At 73.3% G+C, this 20152-nt stretch carries 13 protein-coding genes; 7 read left to right on the top strand and 6 right to left on the bottom strand.

What is annotated here, in order from left to right:
* Window positions 1-2: 2 nt before the first annotated feature.
* Both ACZ407_RS16105 and ACZ407_RS16100 read right to left on the bottom strand, forming a co-directional pair.
* Window positions 3-1826: an IucA/IucC family protein gene (locus ACZ407_RS16105; protein WP_468128700.1), complete on the bottom strand. Its 1824-nt coding sequence runs from the start codon at window positions 1824-1826 to the stop codon at window positions 3-5.
* Window positions 1823-3058 (bottom strand): ATP-grasp domain-containing protein, encoded by a 1236-nt coding sequence (locus ACZ407_RS16100; RefSeq protein ID WP_468128699.1) that lies wholly within the window; start codon window positions 3056-3058, stop codon window positions 1823-1825. The genes ACZ407_RS16105 and ACZ407_RS16100 overlap by 4 nt, the downstream gene beginning before the upstream one ends.
* Before the next feature lie 256 nt (window positions 3059-3314).
* Here ACZ407_RS16100 and ACZ407_RS16095 point away from each other — a divergent pair, with 256 nt between their 5' ends.
* Entirely contained in the window at window positions 3315-4310 is a 996-nt protein-coding gene (locus ACZ407_RS16095) for a (2Fe-2S)-binding protein (protein WP_468128698.1), read from the top strand.
* 190 nt (window positions 4311-4500) lie between these two features.
* Here ACZ407_RS16095 and ACZ407_RS16090 read toward each other — a convergent pair whose 3' ends face one another.
* Entirely contained in the window at window positions 4501-5517 is a 1017-nt protein-coding gene (locus ACZ407_RS16090) for an ABC transporter substrate-binding protein (protein WP_468128697.1), read from the bottom strand.
* Between the two features lie 189 nt (window positions 5518-5706).
* Here ACZ407_RS16090 and ACZ407_RS16085 point away from each other — a divergent pair, with 189 nt between their 5' ends.
* The 3 genes from ACZ407_RS16085 to ACZ407_RS16075 are packed head-to-tail and all read left to right on the top strand — an operon-like array spanning window position 5707 to window position 8691.
* The gene (locus tag ACZ407_RS16085; RefSeq protein WP_468128696.1) at window positions 5707-6783 is read left to right on the top strand and encodes a FecCD family ABC transporter permease; all 1077 of its coding nucleotides are present in this window, start codon (window positions 5707-5709) and stop codon (window positions 6781-6783) included.
* A complete protein-coding gene (locus ACZ407_RS16080; protein ID WP_468128695.1) occupies window positions 6780-7844 on the top strand; it encodes a FecCD family ABC transporter permease in 1065 nt (354 codons plus the stop codon). The genes ACZ407_RS16085 and ACZ407_RS16080 overlap by 4 nt, the downstream gene beginning before the upstream one ends.
* Window position 7845: 1 nt before the next feature.
* Entirely contained in the window at window positions 7846-8691 is an 846-nt protein-coding gene (locus ACZ407_RS16075) for an ABC transporter ATP-binding protein (RefSeq protein ID WP_468128694.1), read from the top strand.
* 223 nt (window positions 8692-8914) lie between these two features.
* Here ACZ407_RS16075 and ACZ407_RS16070 read toward each other — a convergent pair whose 3' ends face one another.
* Window positions 8915-10279: a lipase family protein gene (locus ACZ407_RS16070; protein WP_468128693.1), complete on the bottom strand. Its 1365-nt coding sequence runs from the start codon at window positions 10277-10279 to the stop codon at window positions 8915-8917.
* A 277-nt stretch (window positions 10280-10556) separates the two neighbouring features.
* Between ACZ407_RS16070 and ACZ407_RS16065 the strand changes: the two genes are divergently transcribed.
* From ACZ407_RS16065 to ACZ407_RS16055, 3 genes are all read left to right on the top strand, one after another.
* Window positions 10557-11831: a PucR family transcriptional regulator gene (locus ACZ407_RS16065; protein WP_468128692.1), complete on the top strand. Its 1275-nt coding sequence runs from the start codon at window positions 10557-10559 to the stop codon at window positions 11829-11831.
* Between the two features lie 195 nt (window positions 11832-12026).
* Complete coding sequence (locus ACZ407_RS16060; protein ID WP_468128691.1) at window positions 12027-12479, top strand: DUF4383 domain-containing protein; 453 nt, start codon at window positions 12027-12029, stop codon at window positions 12477-12479.
* Between the two features lie 194 nt (window positions 12480-12673).
* Window positions 12674-13048, top strand: coding sequence for a hypothetical protein (locus ACZ407_RS16055; RefSeq protein WP_468128690.1), 375 nt, complete (start codon window positions 12674-12676; stop codon window positions 13046-13048).
* Here the strand turns inward: ACZ407_RS16055 and ACZ407_RS16050 are convergent.
* Both ACZ407_RS16050 and ACZ407_RS16045 read right to left on the bottom strand, forming a co-directional pair.
* On the bottom strand, window positions 13041-13658 hold the full coding sequence (locus tag ACZ407_RS16050; protein ID WP_468128689.1) for a hypothetical protein: 618 nt from the start codon (window positions 13656-13658) through the stop codon (window positions 13041-13043). The genes ACZ407_RS16055 and ACZ407_RS16050 overlap by 8 nt on opposite strands.
* A gap of 100 nt (window positions 13659-13758) precedes the next feature.
* On the bottom strand, window positions 13759-19950 hold the full coding sequence (locus ACZ407_RS16045; RefSeq protein WP_468128688.1) for a DNRLRE domain-containing protein: 6192 nt from the start codon (window positions 19948-19950) through the stop codon (window positions 13759-13761).
* Window positions 19951-20152 lie beyond the last annotated feature (202 nt).

Here is a 20152-nt window from a genome sequence, read left to right as displayed (position 1 = left end):
GTTCACTGTCGCAGGTAGTTGGGTCCGGTCGTGTAGTGCGTGTTGATGTCCGAGGCGCCGGAGCGCTCCTTGGTCAGCAGGGTTCCGGCGGTGACCATCGCCTTCACCGGCAGCTCGGCCGCCTCCAGCAGCCGCGTGCGCAACACCGCGCCGGGCTGCCCGGGGCCGGTGCCCAGCCGCTCGGCGGCCTCGGCCAGCCGGTCGCGGACGATCCCGAGCAGGTGCGCGCGGGGGGCCCGGCCGTGCCCGGCGAGTCCGAAGGCGTACGCGCCCGCGCACAGGTGGACGGTGATGGTGGTGAACATGTCGGCGACGGCCCGGTAGTCCTCGCCGAACATCCGCGGATCCCGGAAGGGGGCGGTCAGCCGGTCCGCCTCGGGCCCGAGGGTCTGCCGCATGCGGGGGAGGTTCAGGCGGGGGCCGTCGTCGTCCTTGAGCAGCAGGCGCAGCCGGGTGCGGCCGGAGTCCGGGGTGCGACCGGAGTCCGGGGTGCGGTCGAGGACGAGTGAAACGTTCTGCTGGTGGGACTCGACCGCGATGCCGTGGCCGAAGAGGGTGGTCTGCCAGTCGAGGAGGAGGGTGGTGACGGCGTCGAACAGGGCCGTCGGGTCGCCGTCGTAGAAGCGGTCGGCGAGGTGGTCGATCAGCAGCCGGCCGCCCGGTGCGGTGCTCAGGAGCGCGGCCATCGGGACCACGGCGGCCCGGTCGAGGCCGGGCGGGTAGCGGCGGCAGAGCACGGCGAGCAGTTCGTGCCCGGCGTGCGCGTAGACGGTCTCGTCGGCGTGCAGGACGGAGTCCTTGAAGCGCGGTTCGTGCGCGACGACCGCCTCCAGCAGCCGCTGTCCGGCGGCGCCGTGTTCGAGGGTGGCGGGTTTGATGGTCCGGCGGTTGCGCATGCCCAGGGTGGCCGTGGTCAGCGGCAGCTTGAGGTGCAGCCCGGGCTCGTCGGCCAGGGCGACGGTGCGCATCGACAGGGTGGGCACGACCTCCCGGTACGGCCGGTCGGCGAGGTGCGCGGTGTGCTGCAGGCCGGCCTCGCGCAGCGCCTCGCACAGCGGGGCGCCGAGGCTCAGCGGGTGCACGGGGAGGGCGAGGTGGCTGTCCGCCAGGTGCGGCAGGCCCAGCCGGGCGGGGGTGGGCCAGCTCGCGGGGAGGCGGTCGGGGCCGCCGGGCACGGTGACGGCCTCCCGGGGCACGGCCAGCCAGTGCAGGGCGAACCGGGGGTGGAACTCGGGGGCGTACGCGCGCAGCTGGTCCTCGGTCAGGCCGGAGCGGCCGCGGGCGGTGGGATAGACCGGGTGGTCCAGGCGGGCGGCGAGCGTGTCGTGCGCGAGCGAGGCCGCGAGGCCCGTCCAGCGGGCGGGGTCCGCGCCGTGGCGGGCGGCGAGCCGGACGGCGGTCTCCTCGGCGGTCCGGTCGTGGAGCACCATGGTGGCCAGGGTCTGGCGGCACTCCTCGGCGAACGCGAGGAAGCCGGGCCGGTCGACGGGGTCGGCCTGCGCGGTCAGCGCCGCGAGCACCTCCTCGCAGCCGGTGAGCTCGGCCCCGCCCGGTTCGCGGACGAGCAGCGGGAGCCGGGCCGCGTACTCGCCCTGGAAACCGTCTTCCACCACGGGGAGCAGCAGGGCGGGGCCGGGGCCGGGCGCCGCCCGCCGTCCCGGTCCGAGCGGCAGCCGCAGCCAGCGCCCGTCCTCGCGTTCGACGGTCTCGGAACGGGTCCGCAGGCCCACGACGTCCTCGCGCAGGAAGGCGCTCAACACCCGCAGCAGCAGCACCTCTTCGGCGTCGGACGGCTGTGGGGCACCGGTGCGGTCGGGCCCGGTCACGGCGTGATCTCCCAGGTCTGGGCGGCGAGGAAGTCGGCCAGCACGCGATCGACGGCCTCCTGGTCCGCTCCCACGGCCCGGACGACCCCGAGGTAGTCGCGGTTGGTGTGGTACAGCTCGTGGCGCTCGCCGACGGCCCGAAGCGGCCGGTACGACAGCCGTACGCCGTCGGTCTCCAGGTCGGTGGCGGCGGGTGCGGCCGTCAGGGTGCCGGCGCGGTCGGCACAGGGTGTGTCGACGACGGCCGCCCGGGGGCCGCCGGCGGGTCGGGTGTCCAGCGCGGCGGGGAGCGGTTCTCCGAGGTGGGTGCGCAGGACCATCTCGAACAGCGGTATACCGAGGATCTGTTCGAGCAGTTGGTCGCCCTGGTCGCCGATGGCCCGGTAGTTGACCTCGATGATCCTGGCCCGGCCTTCGTGCACCACGAACTCGGTGTGGCAGATGCCGAACCCGACGCCGAGGGCGTCGAGTTGGGCCAGGACCTGGTCCGCCGTCCCGGCGGGGTGGGCCGGGACGTAGACCAGGCGCTCCTCGATGAAGTGCGGCGGGGCGGACAGGCGGGTGCGGAATCCGCCGAGGACGTGCCGGACCGTCCCGTCCCCGAGCGTCTCGATGGTGCGGAGCTCGCCGGGCAGGTACTCCTCCACGACCAGGGCCGCGCCCGGGCGCCGGTCCTGGATCTCCTTGCAGCGCAGCACCAGTTCCTCGGGCCCCGCCACGAGGACCACGTCCTCGCTGGCGACTCCCTCGCGGGGTTTGACCACGCAGGGGTAGGGCAACGCGCCGGTCGGCGCACCGGCGGGCCCCGGGATGCCCGTGCCGGTGAGCAGCTCCGGGTCGGCCCCCGCGGGGAGTTCGGCCGCCCACACGGTGTCGAGGCCGCTCGCGGCGAGGTGGCGGCGCATTTCGGCCTTGTCCTTCACGCGCAGTGCCGCCCGCCAGTCCTTGCCGGGCAGCCCGAAGTAGTCGGCGGCCAGGGCTGCCTGCACCTGGAGGTGGTCGCTGTTGGTGAACACGGCGCGGGGCGGATGGTGGGCGGAGACGAGCCCGATGACGGCGCGGAAGTCGCGTACGTCGCACTCCATGACCTCGACTTCGGCCGGGTAGCGGCCGCGGTGGGCTCCGGGCTGGTCGGTGAGGAGGGTCACCTGCAGGCCGAGGCGGGCCGCGGCGGGCAGGAACCCGTCGGTGACCGAATCGGTGGGGTTGAGGGCGAGCAGGTACATCCGCATGGACGGTGGTCTCTTCCGGAGGAGGGCGTGGCCGAGCAGCCCGGTGCGTGGGGCGCAGACCCCGGGCAGGGCGGCTCGTCGCCGGCGGCGGTCACCGGCGCCCGCAGCTTAGGTTAGGCATACCTAAGTTTTCAACTCATCATTGAGCCAAACGATTTGGGCCTCATTGATCACCCAATGGCGATCAAGCTAAGGTTAGCCTTACCTGAATCTGTGCTGATTCCTGTTCCTTCTGACTGCCCGTGAGGGAGTGCCGATGGTGACGACGGCCCCTGTGGACACTCCGGTCGCGTCCGTCTTCCGGCGGCTCACCGCGCTGTGCCCATCCCTGGACGTACGCATCGCCGACCGCGACCGCGACCGCGATATCGACGACCACAACCACGACCACGACCGCCGACGCGACCGTGCTCACGAGCACGACGGCATCGGCGACCTGCGGACGGCGGCCGGCAGCAGGCCCGCCCCCGTCCGGGTGACGGCTGCGCAACTGGCCGACCGGCCGGAGGCCGCGGCCGCCTTCGTCGGGGCCGAGGCCGCAAGGATCCGCGAGCGCCACGGCCTCTCCCCCCGCCCCGACGTGGCCGCCTCCCGCGCCCTCCACGACTGCCTGTGGTCGGCGATCCTCCTGATGAGCGGCGCCTGGTACCTGGAGCGGCGGGTCCCGCGCATCCGCCCGGCCGACTTCCGGATCCGGCTGGACACGGGCGGGTACGAGGTCACTCCCGGGCCCGGCTTCGCCTGCCTGCCGGGGGACCCCGCGCTCGGCCGCCCGGCCGCCCGGGTGCGGGCGTACACCGGCGGACCGCCGCTGCTGCCGCCCCCGCCCCGGCCCCGCGGCGTGCGCGTGGTGGGCCACGAGGAGGCGCTGCGCGCCGAACTCCGCGGCGCGGTGGTGGACTTCGCCCGCCCGCTGCTGACCGCGATCGGCCCGTACGTGCGCCGGGGCCCGCGGGCCCTGTGGGGCATGGCGGGCGACGACCTGGTGTCCGGAATCTGGTACCTCGGCCGCATCCTCGGCGAGGAGGAGCGGGCCGTGTCCGCCGCGGAGGAGCTCCTGCCGACCGCCATCGCGCCCTTCCCGGCGGGGGCGGGCTTCCGCCGGCTGGCCGGCCGCAGCGGACTCCTCCACCCCACCCGCACGCGCACCGGCTGCTGCCTGTACTACACGCTCGACCCCGCCGCCCCGTGCGCCACCTGCCCCCGCACGTGCGACACCGAGCGGCTGCGCCGCCTGGGCGACGCCCCCTGAGGCACCGCACGGCCGTACGGACAACAGGCCGCCAGGCAAGCCGTACGGGCAAGCCGCATGGTCGGGCCGCACGGGCGGGCCGTACGGGCGGGCCGCCGGCACGCAAGACGGGCCGGTACCGGGGATTCGGTACCGGCCCGGCGCCTTCGCACGCACGTCGCCCGCTGCGCCCGTCGGCGGATCAGGACGATCAGGACGTGGCGGGGTCCACCTTGAAGATCCGGGCCATGTCGTCGAGCACCAGGTCCGCGCCCTGGAGCGAGACCGAGGTCATCCAGGTGGCGTCGTCCACCTCGTGGACGTTGCCCTTCCGCACCGCGTTCAGCCGCTTCCACAGCGGGTTCGCCAGGAACTTCTTCTTGCGCTCCGCGCCGCCGGAGAAGCTGGTGACGAAGATGTGGTCGGCGTCGGCCTGCTGGATCTGCTCCTCGCTGATCTCGATGTTGAACTCGGCCGTGTTCCGCTGGTTCTGCGGCCGGCTCAGGCCCATGTCCGTGAGGATGATGCCGCTGAACGTCTTCGGCAGGTAGATGCGGGTCGGGCCGTCCACGAAGCGGGTGAGGGAGATGGTCGGCTTGCCGTTGTCCGAGCCGCCGCCCTTCGCGTTGATGGCGTCGCCGATCTTCTTGGCGCGGGTCTCGTACGCCGTCAGCTTGGCCTTGGCCTTCTCCTCCTGGCCGAGCGCCTTGCCGAGGAAGGTGATGTTGTCCTTCCAGATCGGGCCCGTGGTCTTGACGAAGACGGTCGGGGCGATCTTGCTGAGCTGGTCGTACAGGTCCTCGTGGCGGACGGTCGCCGAGACGATCAGGTCGGGCTTGAGGGCCGCGATCGCTTCGAGGTTGGGGCTGTCGAGCGGGCCGACGTCCTTCGTGTCCTTCACGGCCGCACCGAGGTAGGGCGGGAAGCCCTTCTGGTCGCGGTAGGAGCCGATGCCGCCGACGAGCGGGGTGTCCAGCGCGACGACCGCCTCGACCAGGCTGTTGTCCAGCGCCACCACGCGCTTGGGCTTGTTCTTGATCTCGGTGGAGCCCTTGTCGTGGGCGATGGTGCGGGGGAAGCCGGCGTCGGACGCGGCGGGCCGGTCCTTGCTGCCGGAGGCCTTGTCCTCCTCGCCGTCGCTGCCGCAGGCGGCAAGGGACAGGGTCATGGCCGCCGTCAGGACGGCGGCCGCGAGCCGGCCGGCCCTGCGACGCTTAAAGGTGATCATCGGGTCTCCCCCTAGAGCTTACGGTGCGGATGAGCAATTGGCCTTTGGTTCACAGGAGTTGACGAAACCCTTGGCCAAAGAATTAGGTTAGCCTAACCTTTGTTGGCGATGTGAGAATAGCCGCTGAGCAGCCGCCAATCCACCCGATGGGGGGCCCGGTTCGGTTAGGCATGCCTTACCTTGTGAGGCGTGACCCTCAAGCCCGCCGTCGCCGGGGCGGCCGACGCGACCCGCCGCCCCGCACCGCCGATACGTCCCGCCCCCCGCCGCGCCGCCACCAGAACGGCGGTCGCCCTGTGCCTCCTCGCCGCCGTGTTCGCCGCCGTCTGCGCCTCGTTCGCCATCGGCACCAAGTCCGTGCCCCTGTCCGACGTGCTGACCGCGGTGACCGGCGGCACCGAGGGCGACGCCGTGGTCATCCGCGAACTGCGCATGCCCCGCACGGCGATCGGCCTGATCGTCGGCCTCGCCCTCGGCGCCGCCGGGGCAGTGGCCCAGGACATCACCCGCAACCCGCTCGGCGACCCCGGCCTCATCGGCATCAGCGCGGGCGGCTCCTTCGCCGTGGCCCTCGGCATCGGCGCGTTCGGGCTCACCAGCCCCTACCAGTACATCTGGTTCGCCTTCGCCGGCGCCGCGCTCGCCGGCCTCCTCGCGTACGCCGTCGGCGGGACCGGATACGGCGGCGCCACCCCCGCCAAGCTCGCACTCGCCGGAGCCGCCGTCACCGTGCTGCTCGACGCGGGCACCAACACCCTCGTCCTGCTCGACGTGCGCACCCTCGACCAGTACCGCTTCTGGGCGGTCGGCTCCCTCGCCGGACGGGACTCCGGACTCGCCCGGGACCTGCTGCCGTTCGCCGCGGCCGGGCTGCTCCTCGCCACCGGCCTCAGCGGCCGCCTCAACGCCCTCTCCCTCGGCGACGACCTCGCCACCAGCCTGGGCACCAAGGTGCGCACCACCCGCGCCCTCGGCGCGGTCGCCGTCATCCTGCTCGCCGGCACCGCCGTGGCCGCCGCCGGGCCGGTCACCTTCGTCGGGCTCGTCGTCCCCCACGTCGTGCGCGCCTTCACCGGCCCCGACGCCCGCTGGCTGGTGCCCTGTTCGGCCCTCGGCGGAGCCGCGCTGATGCTCACCGCGGACGTGGTGGGACGGATGGTCGCCCGCCCCGGCGAACTGGAGGCCGGAGTGGTCACCGCCCTGCTCGGCGCCCCCTTCCTCGCCTTCCTCGTCAAGCGCGGCAAACTGAAGGAGCACACCCGATGAGCCCCGGCGCCCGCATGCAGTGGGAAGCAGGACCGGTCGGCGTGCGCCTGCGCCCCCGCGTGGCCGGTGCGGTCCTCGTGCTGGTCCTCGCGGGATTCGCCGGGCTCGTCGCCTCGGTGTCCCTCGGCGCGTACGCCATCCCCGTCGGCGAGGTCCTCGGGGCCGTCCTCGGACTCGGTGACGGAGCCGCCGACCTGATCATCCACGAGCTGAGGCTGCCGCGCGCCCTCACCGCGCTCCTCGTCGGCGCCGCGTTCGGGCTGGCCGGCGCGGTGTACCAGGCCGTCACCCGCAACTCCCTGGCCAGCCCCGACCTCATCGGCATCGCCGCCGGGGCCGGAGCCGGCGCCGTCACCGCGATCCTGGCCGGCGGGGTCACCGCCGCCGGAGCCGGCACCTTCGGCGCCGTCCCCTTCGGGGCCCTCGCCGGCGCCCTCCTCACCTCCGCCGTGATCTACCTCCTCGCCTACCGCGACGGCACCATCACCGGCTACCGCTTCGTCCTCGTCGGCCTCGCCGCCAACGGCGCGCTCATCGCGCTCACCCGCTGGCTCCTGGCCCGCGCCGACATCGACCAGGCATCCCGCGCGATGGTGTGGCTCACCGGCAGCCTCAACGGCCGCGGCTACGCACACGTCCTGTGGTCCGGGACCGCCCTCGCCGTGCTGCTCCCGCTCACCCTCGCGCTGGCCCGCCCGTACCAGCTGCTCCAGTACGACGACGACACCGCGCGCAGCCTCGGGATCCCGCTGCGGCACGCCCGGATCGCGCTGCTCGTCCTCGCCACCTGCCTCACCGCCGTGGCCACCTCCGCCGCGGGGCCGATCGCCTTCATCGCGCTCGGCGCCCCGCAGATCGCCCGCCGGCTCGCCGGCACCGCCGGGATCCCGCTGGTGGTGAGCGCCCTGACCGGCGCCGTCCTGCTGGTCCTGGCCGACCTGGCCGCGCGCCTGGTGCTGGCCCCGACCGAGCTGCCCGTCGGCGTGCTCACCGGCGCCGTGGGCGCCCCGTACCTGCTGCTGCTCCTCGCCCGGGCGAACCGGGCCGGAAAGGGAGGCTGAAATGACCGCCCCGCTGACCGCCCCCGCCTCCGCCTCCGGGGACACCCGAGCCGCCGCGCTGCACGCGGCCGGACTGCGCCTGGGCTACGGCGACCGGATCGTGGCCGAGGGCCTCGACCTGTCCGTCCCGGCGGGCCGGGTCACCGCCCTGGTCGGCCCCAACGCCTGCGGCAAGTCCACCGCCCTGCGCGCGCTGGCCCGGCTGCTGAAGCCGGCGGCCGGGACCGTGCTGCTGGACGGCGAGGACATCGCCTCGCTCTCCTCGCGGGACTTCGCCCTCCGCCTGGCCCTGCTGCCGCAGACCCCCAGCGCCCCGGAGGGCATCTCCGTGCGGGACCTGGTGTCCCGGGGACGCACCCCCCACCAGCGGTGGTGGCGCCAGTGGTCCTCCGCGGACGAGGCCGCGGTGGACGCCGCGCTGCAGGCGACCGGTGCGGCCGGGCTGGCCGACCGGTCCCTCGACGAGCTGTCCGGCGGCCAGCGCCAGCGCGTGTGGATCGCCATGGCCCTGGCGCAGGACACCTCCGTGCTGCTGCTGGACGAGCCGACCACCTACCTGGACCTGGCCCACCAGGTGGACGTCCTGGAGCTGGTCGCGGAGCTCAACCGCTCGGACGGCCGCACCGTGGTGATGGTCCTGCACGAGCTGAACCTGGCCTGCCGGTACGCCGACCACCTCGTGGCCATGCGCGAAGGCCTGGTCGTGGCCGCAGGGGCCCCGACGGAGGTGGTCACCCCGGAGCTCGTCGGCGAGGTCTTCGGCCTGGCCGCGGAGGTGATCACCTGCCCGGTCGCCGGGACGCCGCTGGTCATCCCGCGGGGCGGACGGCGCCGGACGGCGGTGTGAGCCGGCGGGCCCCCCTTCGCGCGAAGGGGGGCCCGAAGGGCGGGGGAGGCGCGGGCGAGCGCGAGGGCGAGGGCGAGGGCGAGCGGGAACGCCCTGCGACCTCCGCAGCCTCGGCCCTGGCCGTCGCCGTCCGCCATGCACCGTCCGCCGTCCGCCGTGGCACCGAAGGCTGCGGCCGTTCTCGTGCGGCTGCTCGGCGGGCGTACGGGCCGGGCCCGGCCGGTCAGGACCGCGGGGCCGGCTGCTCCGGGGCCAGGGAGTTGCCGGACGGGATGCGGCCGCAGTCGGAGGGGGCCGGGCGGCCGGCGAAGCGGTCGCCGAGCCAGCCGAGGGCGGTGGGGGCCCAGGCCACCATGGCGCCCGTGTGGCTGAGCAGTTCGTACTGGCTGTACTTCACGGCGGAGTAGCCGGTGGCGCAGTACTGGCGGGCGAGTGCCCGCACGTCTCCGGCGACCATGACCCCGTCGCCGGTGCCGATGCCGGGCCGGTTGCTGAAGGTGCCCTCCAGGACGCCCGCGTCGCCCTGGCCGATGAACCCGGGGATGGCCGGAGTGGGCGCCGAGCCGAGGTTGATCTTGTTGACCGCCTCCAGGAAGGCGGGGATGGAGTTGGGGTCGGCGTACTCCGGCTTGGCCATCTTCTTCCAGGTGAGGCCCGGGTAGTGGCCGAGGGCGTTGATGATGGAGCCGTCCTCCAGCTCGTCGTACACCTTCTGCCCGTAGCTGTTCAGGTAGGACTTGAGGTCGATGCCGTAGGAGCGGGAGACCCCGATGACGGCCATGGGAATGACCCCGGACCAGGCCAGCGACCCGTCCACGTACTTGAGGTTGTGGGCCGGGTCCACGAGCAGGCCGCCCTCGGCGTAGCCGACGAGGCTGCGGTTGACGTCGGGGGCGTAGCCGGGGGCGAGGGCCGCCGCCCAGTTGGTGGCGATGGCGCCGCCGGAGTAGCCGATCAGGCCGAACCTGGTGGCGGAGTCCAGGCGGGTGTCCTCGGAGCGGGTCGCGGCGCGGATCGAGTCGAGGGTGTTGGTCCCGTACTCGGGGCCCGCGGCGAAGTTGGCCTGCTGGCCTTCGGTGTCGGGGATGACGAGGTCGTATCCCCGGGCGAGCAGCGGCACGAGGAGCAGGGCCTCGGCATTGGGGATGAGGCCGCCGAGGGTGACCCCGCCGGCGATCGCCCGGGACGGTCCGTCCGCCGGGCTGAGGGAGTCGTAGAACGACTGGTACGACACGGCCTTGCTGCCGTCCCCGGTCAGGCTGCGCACGACCGTGGTCACGTTGGCGGCGGGGCGGCCCTGGGCGTCGGTGGTGCGGTACAGCAGCTGGACGGCCTTCAGGGGGGTGGGGATGCCGACGAGGTGGTACTGGAGCGTGCGCGTCTTCAGCACCGTGCCGGGCTCGAAGCCGGACAGGGGTGCGCTGCCGCTGTACGTGTAGAAGGGGTCGTTCGCCGCGGCGGTGGCGGCTGCAACGGCCGCCGTGGGGGCGGCGGACTCGGCGGCGGTGGCCGTGGCGACCGGGGCGGCGGTCATGGCCGCCGCCGTGGCGACGGCGAGGCAGAGCAGGCGGACGGCTGCCTTGGACATGTCTTCCTCGATTCGTGGTGGGGACCGGCGCGCCGCACGGGCAGGTTCCGTGCGTCGGCGCGCCGGGCCGGGGCGGCGGCCCCCGGATCAGGGCGGTACGGGGATGTCCAACAGGTCGTACGGGGAAGTCCGGTGAACGGCGTGGCCGGGGTGTGCCACGTCTGGTAATCCACTGGGTGTGCGTGTTACCAACCAGTAGGTGACGTCCCGGAAACATCATGTACGCGGCACGCGTCCGCGTCTGCGGGCCGGGCCACAGAAATTTGCGAGGTGCATTGTGACGGCATCCAACGCCGTGGAGCGCGGCCCGGCACCGCAGTTCGGCGGCGTGCCGGTGCACACGCGGCTCCAGGCCGCCGCCGGGGCGCTGGAGCGCGCGGTGATGGGCCGGCTCGTCGAACGGCTGCCCGTCTACGGGACCCTGCCCTCGGAGCACCTCGGCGGGGACATCGCCAAGCAGGTGACCCGCGGTATACGGAGTTTCGCCGAGGTGCTGCGCAGCGGGGAGCTTCCGGGCCAGGACGAGCAGGCGGCGATCCGCGAGTCCTCGGCCCGGCGCGCGGACGAAGGGGTGCCGCTGGAGGCGGTGGTCAGCGCCTACCACCTCGGGGCGGAGGAGTGCGCCGCCCAGGTCTTCTCGGCCGCCGGGCCGGAGGACCTCGCCGACGTGCTGCTGGTCCAGCGCCAACTGCTCGCGTACCTGCGGCTGGTGAGCTGCGAGGTCGCGGCCGGGTACGTGCAGGAGCGGCAGCTGGCCCTCAGCGACGAGCAGGTGGCGCTGCAGGCCCTGCTGTCCCGGCTGCTGGAGGGCGGCAGCCCGCAGGCCGCCGCCGACCGCGCCGGCATCCGACTGCCGCCCTGCTACCTGGTGCTGAGCATCACCGTGGGCCCGCACCCCGACGAGCTGGTGCCGGGCCTGAACCACGAGGTGGCCGCCCGCCGCAAGCTGCGGCGGCTGCGCAACGAACTGGAGCGCCGCTCGACGGGGGTCCCGCTGTCCGTGCTGTCCGGCGACGGCGGGCTGGTCCTGATCCCGTACGAGACGCCCGCAGCCGAGTTCGGCCGGGCGGACCGGGAGCGGCTCGCGCACCTGGTCGGGCAGCTGGGCCGGATGTGCGGGGCCGAGCTGTGGGCCGCGGCGGCGGCCGCGGCACCGGAGGGCGTGGCGGCGGCCGCCCGGCTGGCCGCCGAGGTCCGCGAGGCGGCGGAGGCCTCCGGCCGCGGGCCCGGCCTGTACCTGCTCGACGACGTGCTGCTGGAGTACCAGCTCAGCCGTCCGGGTCCGGCGCGGGACGGGCTCGCCGCGCTGCTGTGCCCGCTGGACTCCCGCCCGGAGCTGATCGACACCCTGCGGGCCTTCCTCACGTGCAGCCTGGACCGCCGGCGCACCGCCGCCCGCCTCCAGGTGCACCCGAACACGGTGGACTACCGCCTCCGCAAGGCGACGGAGTTCACGGGCCTGGACGCCACCCGCGGCGCGGACGTCCTGACCCTCCGCGCGGCCCTCGCCGCCCGCGACGCGACCCGCCGGGGCCGGCCCGCCGCGGGCTGAGAGTACGGCGGGCGAGCGCGCGACGGCCGAACGCGGGGCGGGCGAACGCGGGACGGCCGAGCGCGGGACGGCCGAGCGCGGGACGGCCGAGCGCAGGGCGGCCGAGCGCGGGGCGGGGCGGCCGGTCGCCGAGGGTGCCGGCGGGCAGGGTTGGCGCCCGCGCCGGCGGGCAGACGCGCGGGGAGGAGGTCCGCCATGGCCAGAACACGACGCCCCGACTTCTTCCCGGCGGCACCCGTGCAGCAGGCAGCCCTGCTCGTCGGGCTCGCCTTCCTGATCGCGGGCGTCCTGGGGTTCGTCCCCGGGGTCACCACCGGATACGACGGCATGACCTTCGCCGGCCACGAGTCGGGGGCCATGCTGTTCGGCGTCTTCCAGGTGTCCGTCCTGCACAACATCGTCCACCTGCTGTTCGGCCTCGCCGGCCTCGCGCTCGCCCGCCCGGCGCCCACCACGTACCTGATCGGTGGCGGACTGGTGTACCTGGCGCTGTGGATCTACGGGCTGGTGGTGGACCGCGGTACCGAGGCGAACTTCGTCCCCGTCAACACCGCCGACAACTGGCTGCACCTGGGGCTCGGCGCGGCCATGGTCCTGCTCGGCCTGGTCCTGGGCCGCCCCGCCGCCCGCCGCTTCGGCCGCCGCTGAAGGCGCGCGCCGAAGCCGGCGCCGGGCGCCCTGCGGCTCGCAACCGAAACCGGCGCCGGGCACCCGGGGGCACCCCGGTGCACGGGCCCCGCGGGCGGCGTGTGACCATCAGGCGCCGGAATCAAGGGTTCCGGTGCGGGGCCCGGGCCGCGGCCGCCCCGCCCGTGGCTCCGCGAGAAGTCGGCAGAGGCAGCATGCACCCCACTCCCCCGCCCGGCCCCTGGGACATCGCCGCCTTCCTCGGCACGGCCGCCGGCACGCTGGCCGTGGGGGCGGCCGCCGTACGGTACTTCCTTGCGACCCGGTCGCGGGACGCACGGCGGATCCGGCAGGCGGAGGAGATCTCGTTCGAGCTGCCCGTGCTGCTCGCCACCCTGTGCGGCTTCGCCGCCGGGGTCCTGCTCACCGACCGGCACGTGGACCTGGACCGGGACGCGGCCGAGGCGCTGCTCATGCCGCTCATGGGCGGGGCGGCCGCCCGGGCGGCCCTGAACGGCCGGCGCCACGCCCGCCCGGCCGCCGCACTCCTCGCCCTGCTGATCGCGACGGCCCGCGCCGGCATCAGCTGACGGGCCCCCGGAGCCCGTCACCCTGGATCTCGGCTGCGCACCGGTCGAGCTCCTCCGCGAACGCGCCGAGGGTGGTGCGGGCGCGGCCCATGTCGAAGACGGCCAGGCGGAAAGCCGCATGGGAGGCGACGCGGACCAAGGCGCCCGGACCTTCCGCGGCCACCTCCACGGTGAGGACCTGGGCGAAGCTGCGGTTGGCCGGGTCCCGGCGGACGGCGCGCAGCCGCAGCGCGGTGCGGTCCTCCTGCCGGATCTGGGTGCCGGGCACCGCCTTCAGTGCGCGGCGGGCGGCGCGGAAGGCCGTCTGCGGGTCCACGCCGGGGCGGAGCTCGGCCGTGTGGCCGGGGACGACCGTGGCACGGTCCACCGGTATGCCCGCCGCGCGCAGGGCGCGCACGTGCAGCAGACCGGAGACCAGGAAGATCAGCAGCAGGACGGCGGTGAGGATGCCGGCGGCCGCGCCGGCGGCGAACAGCGCGTCCGGGAACGGCCGCTGCGGCTCGCCGCCGGTCGCCTTGGTGGCGAGGATCAGGAGTGCCGACAGGACGAGCCCGGTGCCTGCGGCGTATCCGAGGGCTCGGGTGAGGATGTAGAGCCGGACGGCGGGCATGTGTGTTCTCCTCGGACGAGGCGGGGCGGAAACGGCAGGGGTGGGGGCGCCCCCGTCCGGTGGACGAGAACACCCCCACCCTAGTCAGGGAATCGGAAGGTCAGAGTCCGGCTGCGTTCAGACCCCACAGCACGTAGTCCCAGGCCGTCCGCCCGAGATACCGCAGGATCGGCCGGCGCAGGCGGTACACCAGCGCCCGCATCTGGGGGCCCCACCTGCGGCGGGCGTAGGCCCAGCCGCCTGCGATGCCCGCACTCGACGCGAAGCCCCAGGCGAACTTCCACCCGGCCGTGCTGTAGCTCCAGCAGCGGCCGGCGCACTGGTAGGCGTACTTGGCCAGGGCCAGCGCACCGCCGACCAGGCCTTCGCAGGCCACGGCCCACAGACCGCTCATCCGGCAGACCACGCTGCCCATCGCGAGGTCCAGCGCCTGGAAGATGCCCTCGCACCACCAGTTGCAGCTGCGCGCCGAGGCCCGGCCGTCCAGGTCGAACGAGTTGACCGGGTCACCGGGGTAGACGTACGGGTTCGCGTTGCCGCCGTACACCGGGTCCGGGGACAGGAAGCGGCCGGTCACCGCGTTGTACAGCCGCACGCCCATCAGCGTGAGGCCGGACAGCGTCTCCGCGGAGCGCTGCTTTTCGCCCAGCCAGCCGTAGCGGGTGGGCGCCTGGCCGACGCGCGGGTTGCCGAACTCGTCGCTGTCGAGGGCCACCGGCGGCTTGCCGACGTCCAGCGGGAGCTGCAGCGCCACGTCGCCGTGGACGGTGGTCAGCTGCAGGACGGTGTCACCGGTCTTGCTCGTCGTGGCGCTCAGACCGCCGCTCGCGGACTGGACGTTGCGGGTCAGCGCACCGGTGGCGGTGTCCTCGGTGATCCAGCGCGGGCTGTCCTCGTCCGTGTCGTAGTGGTTGACCTTCGACGCGGTCTGGGTCCAGGTCGAGCCGGAGCCGCTCTCCTTCTTCCACGAGCGGAAGCGCATCGCCGGGTCGAGGGCCCAGGTCTGGCGCTCGCCGCCCGCGGTCTGCTGCTGGACCAGGTCGTTGACGTAGTAGCCGATGGTCCCGTGTCCCGGCAGGGACGTGGTGCGGCCGAAGGCGTCGTAGACGTAGCCGGCGTCGACGAGGCGGTCGGCGCTGTCGTACGTCGAGCTGGTCGTGGTGCCTCCGGTGGCCGGGCAGTCGGCACCCGGTGTGCCGGTCGCCGTGGTCAGGGAGGTCCGGTTGGAGCGCGCGTCGAAGGCGTAGCTGCGGCGCGTGCAGACGGTGTCCGCGGTGTCCTCGACCGTGGCCAGGCGCCCGGCCTTGTCGTACCGGTACGACTGGGCGGACCAGCCGGTGTGCGAGGCCGCCTGGCCGTGCACGGACCGGGTGACGCCGTCGGTGTAGACCACCGCGCCGTCGCTGTCGCGCGTGTACACGCGGCCGGTCACCGAGCCGGCCGTGTCGGAGGTCTGCCGCACGGTGTAGCCGCCGGGCAGCTTCTCGCTGACGACCTGGCCGTCGGAGTCGTAGCCCGCCTCGAAGACGCCCGCCACCGAGTCGGTGGTGCGCACCGCGAAGCCGCGGGGCTCGACGGCGTGGTCGTAGGTGTACGTCACGGTGGACGGCACCGAGTCGCTGGTCTTCACCGGGCGGCCGAGCAGGTCGTACTCGGTGGTCGTACGGCCGCCGTCGGCGTCCGTGTAGGTGACCGGGCGGCCGAGCTTGTCGTACTCGCGGGTGATGGTGCCCGCCGTGGGCGAGCTGGTCTTGACGACCGCGCCCGTGGCCGGGTCGTACTCGGTCGTCGTGTCCGGCACCGCCTGGCCGACCCCGCCGGTGGTCTTCACGTCGCTGACCCGGCCGGCCGCGTCGTGGCCGATCGTGGTGGTGCGGGTGCTGCCGTTGGCGGTCTCGGTGACCTTGGCCGGGTTGCCCCAGCGGTCGTACTCGGTGGTCTTGACGGGCATCTGGGAGGGCTGGGAGCCCCCGCCGGTGATGGCGCCGGCCGGACCGGTGGTGCAGACCATGCCGGCCCATTCGGGGCGGCCCTGGCAGGCGCCGGTGCCCGTGGCGGACCAGTAGGTGGTCAGGCGGGTCGCCGCGTCGATGCCGTTGGCTCCGGGCAGCACCTGCTTGACGACGCGGCCCGAGGAATCGGTCTCCACGGAGGTCGCGAGGGCGAGGCCGGAGGGGTCCACGACGGTCTTCAGGGGGATGCCCTTGGCCCAGTCGAACACCGTCTGCGTCTCCTGGGGCTCACCGAGGACGGTCGGGTGCTCGCGCACCTGCGCGCCGGTGGTGACCTTGGTGACCTGGTCCTTGACCTTGGCGGTGCCGTCGGTGGGACGGCCGCCGTCGTACTCGGTGACGGTCCAGGGGCGGGCCGTCACCGCGCTGCCGGAGGCCACCAGCACGGTGGCACCGGACTTCAGGTCGGCGGTCAGCTCGATCCGCCGCAGCGGGCCGAACTGCTCCAGCTCGCGGCTGCCGTCCTCGCTGTAGACGGTACGGTTCGACAGCAGCTCGGCCCGGTCGGCGCTGCCGAGCTGGGCGATGCCGAGGTCGGCCTGCACGGCGCGGTCCGCGGCGGTGATGCCGAGTGCGATCTCGCGGTTGCCGGCCGGCAGCTCGCGGACGGGGTTGCCGAACCGGTCGCTCTCGCTGGTCGTGATGTGCCCGCCGGGGGTGGCGGAGTTGACCTCGCGGGCCGAGGCCCCGAGGTAGAGGACGTCCGCGCGGGTGTAGTCGGCGGAGGTCAGGTTGTCGCCGGAGTGGGACGCGGGGACGGAGTCGCCGGGGAAGACGGCGGTGGCGTCGGTCGGGGCGTCGGTCTGACCCCACGCCTTCACGTCGTTCGCACCCATGGCGTACGGGGCCTTGGTGCCGGTCAGCGGGACGTCGTAGACGACGGAGGTGCTGTTGGTGCCCTCCTCCACGTCGAGGGTGCCCTGCTTGAGACCGGAGCGCGAGGCCTTCAGCAGCATGCCGTCACCGGCTGCCGAGCTGTTCCCGGCCTTGCCGTACGTGAACGTCCACGGCAGCTGGCCCGGGACCTCCTGGCGGGTGACCCGGCCGGCGCTGTCGTACGCGTACTGGGTCTGCGCGGTCTGTCCCAGCCGCGGGTCCCAGGTCTGCCGCAGCCGGCCGCTCAGGTCGTACCGGTACGTGGCGACGGACACGGCCGTGGCCGCGGCCGCACCCGGGTCGGTCGCCCAGAGGCGGATCTCCTTGGCCTGTCCGGCGAAGTCGCCGAACTCGGCGGAGGTCGCGGTGCCGGTGGCGGTGGTGGCGGAGGCGTAGACGTACTCCATCACCCGGCAGCCCTTGACGGACGGGTCGGCCGCGCAGGTGGCGGAGGCGACGGCCGTGGTGGGGGCGACGACCCGCTTGGGGCGGGCGAGCTTCTTGCCGTTCACCGTCACGGTCTCGGACACCACGCTGGTGGTGGAGTTGCCGATGCCGGCCGCGAGGGTGCTGGACACCTGCCAGGTGGTGGCGGCGGCGTCCGGCTTGGTGAACTCGGTGACGTTGCCGCCGTTGTCCGTCAGCGTGAAGCTGCCGGTGACGGAGCCGGTGAGGACGAGCTCCTCGGAGCCGGCCTCGGCGATCCAGCCGGTCTTCGCGGCGTTGGCGGCGTAGTGGACGGCGGTGCCGTCCGTGAGCACCACGTCCACCGCGGTGTCGGACACCTTGCGGACGTGCGAGAAGTTGGCGTCGGTCAGCTCGGCGGTGGTGCCGGAGACCCACTCCTTGCCGTAGATCGCCGCCTGGCCCTCCGAGGCACCCGCGCCGGGCTGCCGGGAGGAGGCCGCACGGGTGGCGGAGAGGCCGAAGGCGGACGCGTCGGACGCGGACAGGCCGTAGTCGCCCGTCAGCAGGTTGACGCTGCCGGGGCCGACCTGCCGGCTCGCCCCGCCAAGGGCGTTGCGGTCCACGACGACGGTCAGCGGGTCGGTGGCGCCGGTGGCGGTGTTGGGGCCGGTGAAGTCGGCCTTGATCTGCACGGTGCCGTCCGGGTTGACCGTGTCGGTCGCGTTCCAGACGAGCGCGGCGTTCTTGCCGTTCACCAGCGGGGCGGGCCAGGCGGTCAGCGGGGTGCCGCCGGAGGTGACGTCACCGGCCGGGATCACCGTCCACGCATCGGCCTCCGAGCGCCGCCAGGAGAAGGACACCTTGTCGTACTTGGCCCCGTCGGCCTCCGCCACAAGCGGCAGCCGACGGGCGGTGCGCTCGCCCTCCGCGGGCTGCACGAAACCACCCGGACCCGCATGGAAGGTGTATTCGGCCGCCTCGGAGCGGTTGTCGGCCTTGTCCACGGAACGCACCTGCAGGGTGTGCGTGCCGTCCTTGGGCGGGGTGACCGTGAGGGCCTTGGCCCCGGCCGCACCACCGGTGGCGACCTTGGTCCAGGTGACCCCGTCGAGGGACCACTCCAGCCAGTTGTGGTCGGTGCCGTTGGGCGTGACGTTGAAGACGCCGGCCTGGCCCTCGCCCTTGACCCACGCGTTCGACGGGTAGTCGGTGGAGGTCAGGCCGGTGGGGGCGGAAGGGGCGCTGGTGTCGACGGTGAACGTCTTCCAGGCCGACCAGCCCAGGTTGTAGTGCGTCCCGTCATACGGAGAGGTGCGGAACTTGTACGTCTTGCCGTTCGTCAGCACCCCGGCCGGGACGGTCACCGAGGCCGGCTGCCCGGAGTTCACCCACGGCGAGACGATCACGTTCCCGACCTGCGTGTCGGTGACCGAGTCGTAGATCTGGAAGGTGCCGTTGACCTTGTCGCCGTTGGCGTCCACGAACGTGTCGCGCAGGGTGGGCGTGGTCGTGTTGACCACGTAGGAGCCGCCGTAGGAGAAGAACGGGGCCCCGGCCTCCTGCTTCGTACCGGTCTTGGGCCGGTAGTTGTAGGTGACCGTCAGCTTCGGCGGGTTCGAGGCCGCGTTCGCGGAGTTGACCCGCTTCCACTGCTTGGTGTTGTTCTCGTCGGTGGCCCGCAGGCCCATCCCCGAGTACGCCCACTTGTTGTTCGCCCAGTGCTGCACCAGGCTCGTCGCATTCGCGTTGACCCAGCCGTCAGCGGTGCAGGACGCATTGCCCTTGGTCTCCGTCGAGGTCGCCATCTTCGTGACCATCGCCGGCTGATTCGTCCAGCGCGAAGAGGTGGAGGCGTTGTTCGCCGTCCACAACTCCCACGGCTGCGCCGAGCAGTCCGTGTTCCCCGAGTGGAAGTTCCACAGCGACAGGGTGGCGTTCGAGATCAGCGCGTCGGCGACCGGAGCGGTGTTCCAGGTGATGAAGGAACGCGCGGTACGGAACGTACCGTCGGCGTTCTTCGTCCCCGGGTTGCCCAAGTCCAGCTCGGTGTCGTTCGACCAGTCGACCGTCTCACCCTGCTGCACATACGTGTCGAACAGATTCCCGAGAGTGGAGGTGGACGGGTCCACCGTCACCGGATACTTCGTCGCCGGATCCGCCAGGAACCCCGCATCCGGGGTGATGACGAGATCGACACCACCCTTGGCCTTGACGACCTCCATGCCGACCTTCGCCCGCCGGGTGTGCTCACCCGAGGCCCTGTCCACGGTCGAGTCCCACATCACCGGAGCCGGCATCACCGCGGACTTCTTGGTCTTCTTGTCCGTGAAGAGCAGGCTGCCGTCCTTCTGCCGGACGACCTTCAGCCCCTTGGTCCGCAACGGCAGCGTGTACGAGAACCCGGCTGCGGGCTTCGCCTTCACCTCGACGAACTGCTCGAAACCGGTACGCGTCGCCTCCACGACCACATCCGCACCCGGAACCGCGTCCACGTAGGTGGCACGGGTGCCGTCGAGCTTCGGGGCCGGCAGCGCGCCGCGCCACTGGAGGGTGATCGCCTGGTCGCCCTCGCCGAGGGTCACCAGGTCGGTGGCGGCGGCCTTCTGAGCAGTCTTCAGCGACTTCGCGCGCGAGGCGCCGGAGCCGCCCGCGAGCTTGAGGCCACGCGGGTGCGCCTTGGGCGCCACCGCGCCGTCGGAGCGCCGGGCCAGGCGGACGTCGACGTCCTGCCAGTCCTCGCTGAGGCCGTCCTTGAAGCGGATCGGTCCGGCGGATATCTCGGTGGTGAGCGAACCGTCCTCGTTCACCCACGTCGTCGAGGTCTCGGTGCGCTCCGAGAGCGCCTCGACCCGCTTGCCCGAGAGCCGCGCGGCGACCCGCGCCGAGGCGATGTCCGCCGCCGAAGTCGCGTACGGCCGCTGCTTGTCCGCCTTCGCAGCGGGCTTCGCGGGGGCGGCGAGGGCTGCCTCCGCTCCGTAGAGCGTCGACAGTGTCATCACGAGCGCAAGACCGGCCGCGGTGCTTCTCACACCGGTTGGTCCGCCCCTGAGAGAACGGGCACGCCAAGGAGGCGTACCCGCAAAACGGGATCGCAAAATTACCCCATGAAAAGTTCAAGAAATAGAAAAATCACGCGCATGACATGCACGGGTTGAGGTGGAACTTAATCTTCCGATGAAGATCGAAAAAGGAGCGAAC

It is taken from the genome of Streptomyces sp. NPDC030809 (assembly GCF_055572195.1).
Note: the sequence above shows the minus strand (reverse complement) of the source record. Positions and strands in the feature narration are given on the sequence as shown.

What these genes read in the sequence shown, in the direction of transcription:
- ACZ407_RS16100 (WP_468128699.1), bottom strand. Translation starts at nt 3,058, where the DNA reads ATGCGGATGTACCTGCTCGCCCTCAACCCCACCGATTCGGTCACCGAC.
- ACZ407_RS16095 (WP_468128698.1), top strand. Translation starts at nt 3,315, where the DNA reads ATGGTGACGACGGCCCCTGTGGACACTCCGGTCGCGTCCGTCTTCCGG.
- ACZ407_RS16090 (WP_468128697.1), bottom strand. Translation starts at nt 5,517, where the DNA reads ATGATCACCTTTAAGCGTCGCAGGGCCGGCCGGCTCGCGGCCGCCGTC.
- ACZ407_RS16080 (WP_468128695.1), top strand. Translation starts at nt 6,780, where the DNA reads ATGAGCCCCGGCGCCCGCATGCAGTGGGAAGCAGGACCGGTCGGCGTG.
- ACZ407_RS16075 (WP_468128694.1), top strand. Translation starts at nt 7,846, where the DNA reads ATGACCGCCCCGCTGACCGCCCCCGCCTCCGCCTCCGGGGACACCCGA.
- ACZ407_RS16070 (WP_468128693.1), bottom strand. Translation starts at nt 10,279, where the DNA reads ATGTCCAAGGCAGCCGTCCGCCTGCTCTGCCTCGCCGTCGCCACGGCG.
- ACZ407_RS16060 (WP_468128691.1), top strand. Translation starts at nt 12,027, where the DNA reads ATGGCCAGAACACGACGCCCCGACTTCTTCCCGGCGGCACCCGTGCAG.
- ACZ407_RS16055 (WP_468128690.1), top strand. Translation starts at nt 12,674, where the DNA reads ATGCACCCCACTCCCCCGCCCGGCCCCTGGGACATCGCCGCCTTCCTC.
- ACZ407_RS16050 (WP_468128689.1), bottom strand. Translation starts at nt 13,658, where the DNA reads ATGCCCGCCGTCCGGCTCTACATCCTCACCCGAGCCCTCGGATACGCC.
- ACZ407_RS16045 (WP_468128688.1), bottom strand. Translation starts at nt 19,950, where the DNA reads ATGACACTGTCGACGCTCTACGGAGCGGAGGCAGCCCTCGCCGCCCCC.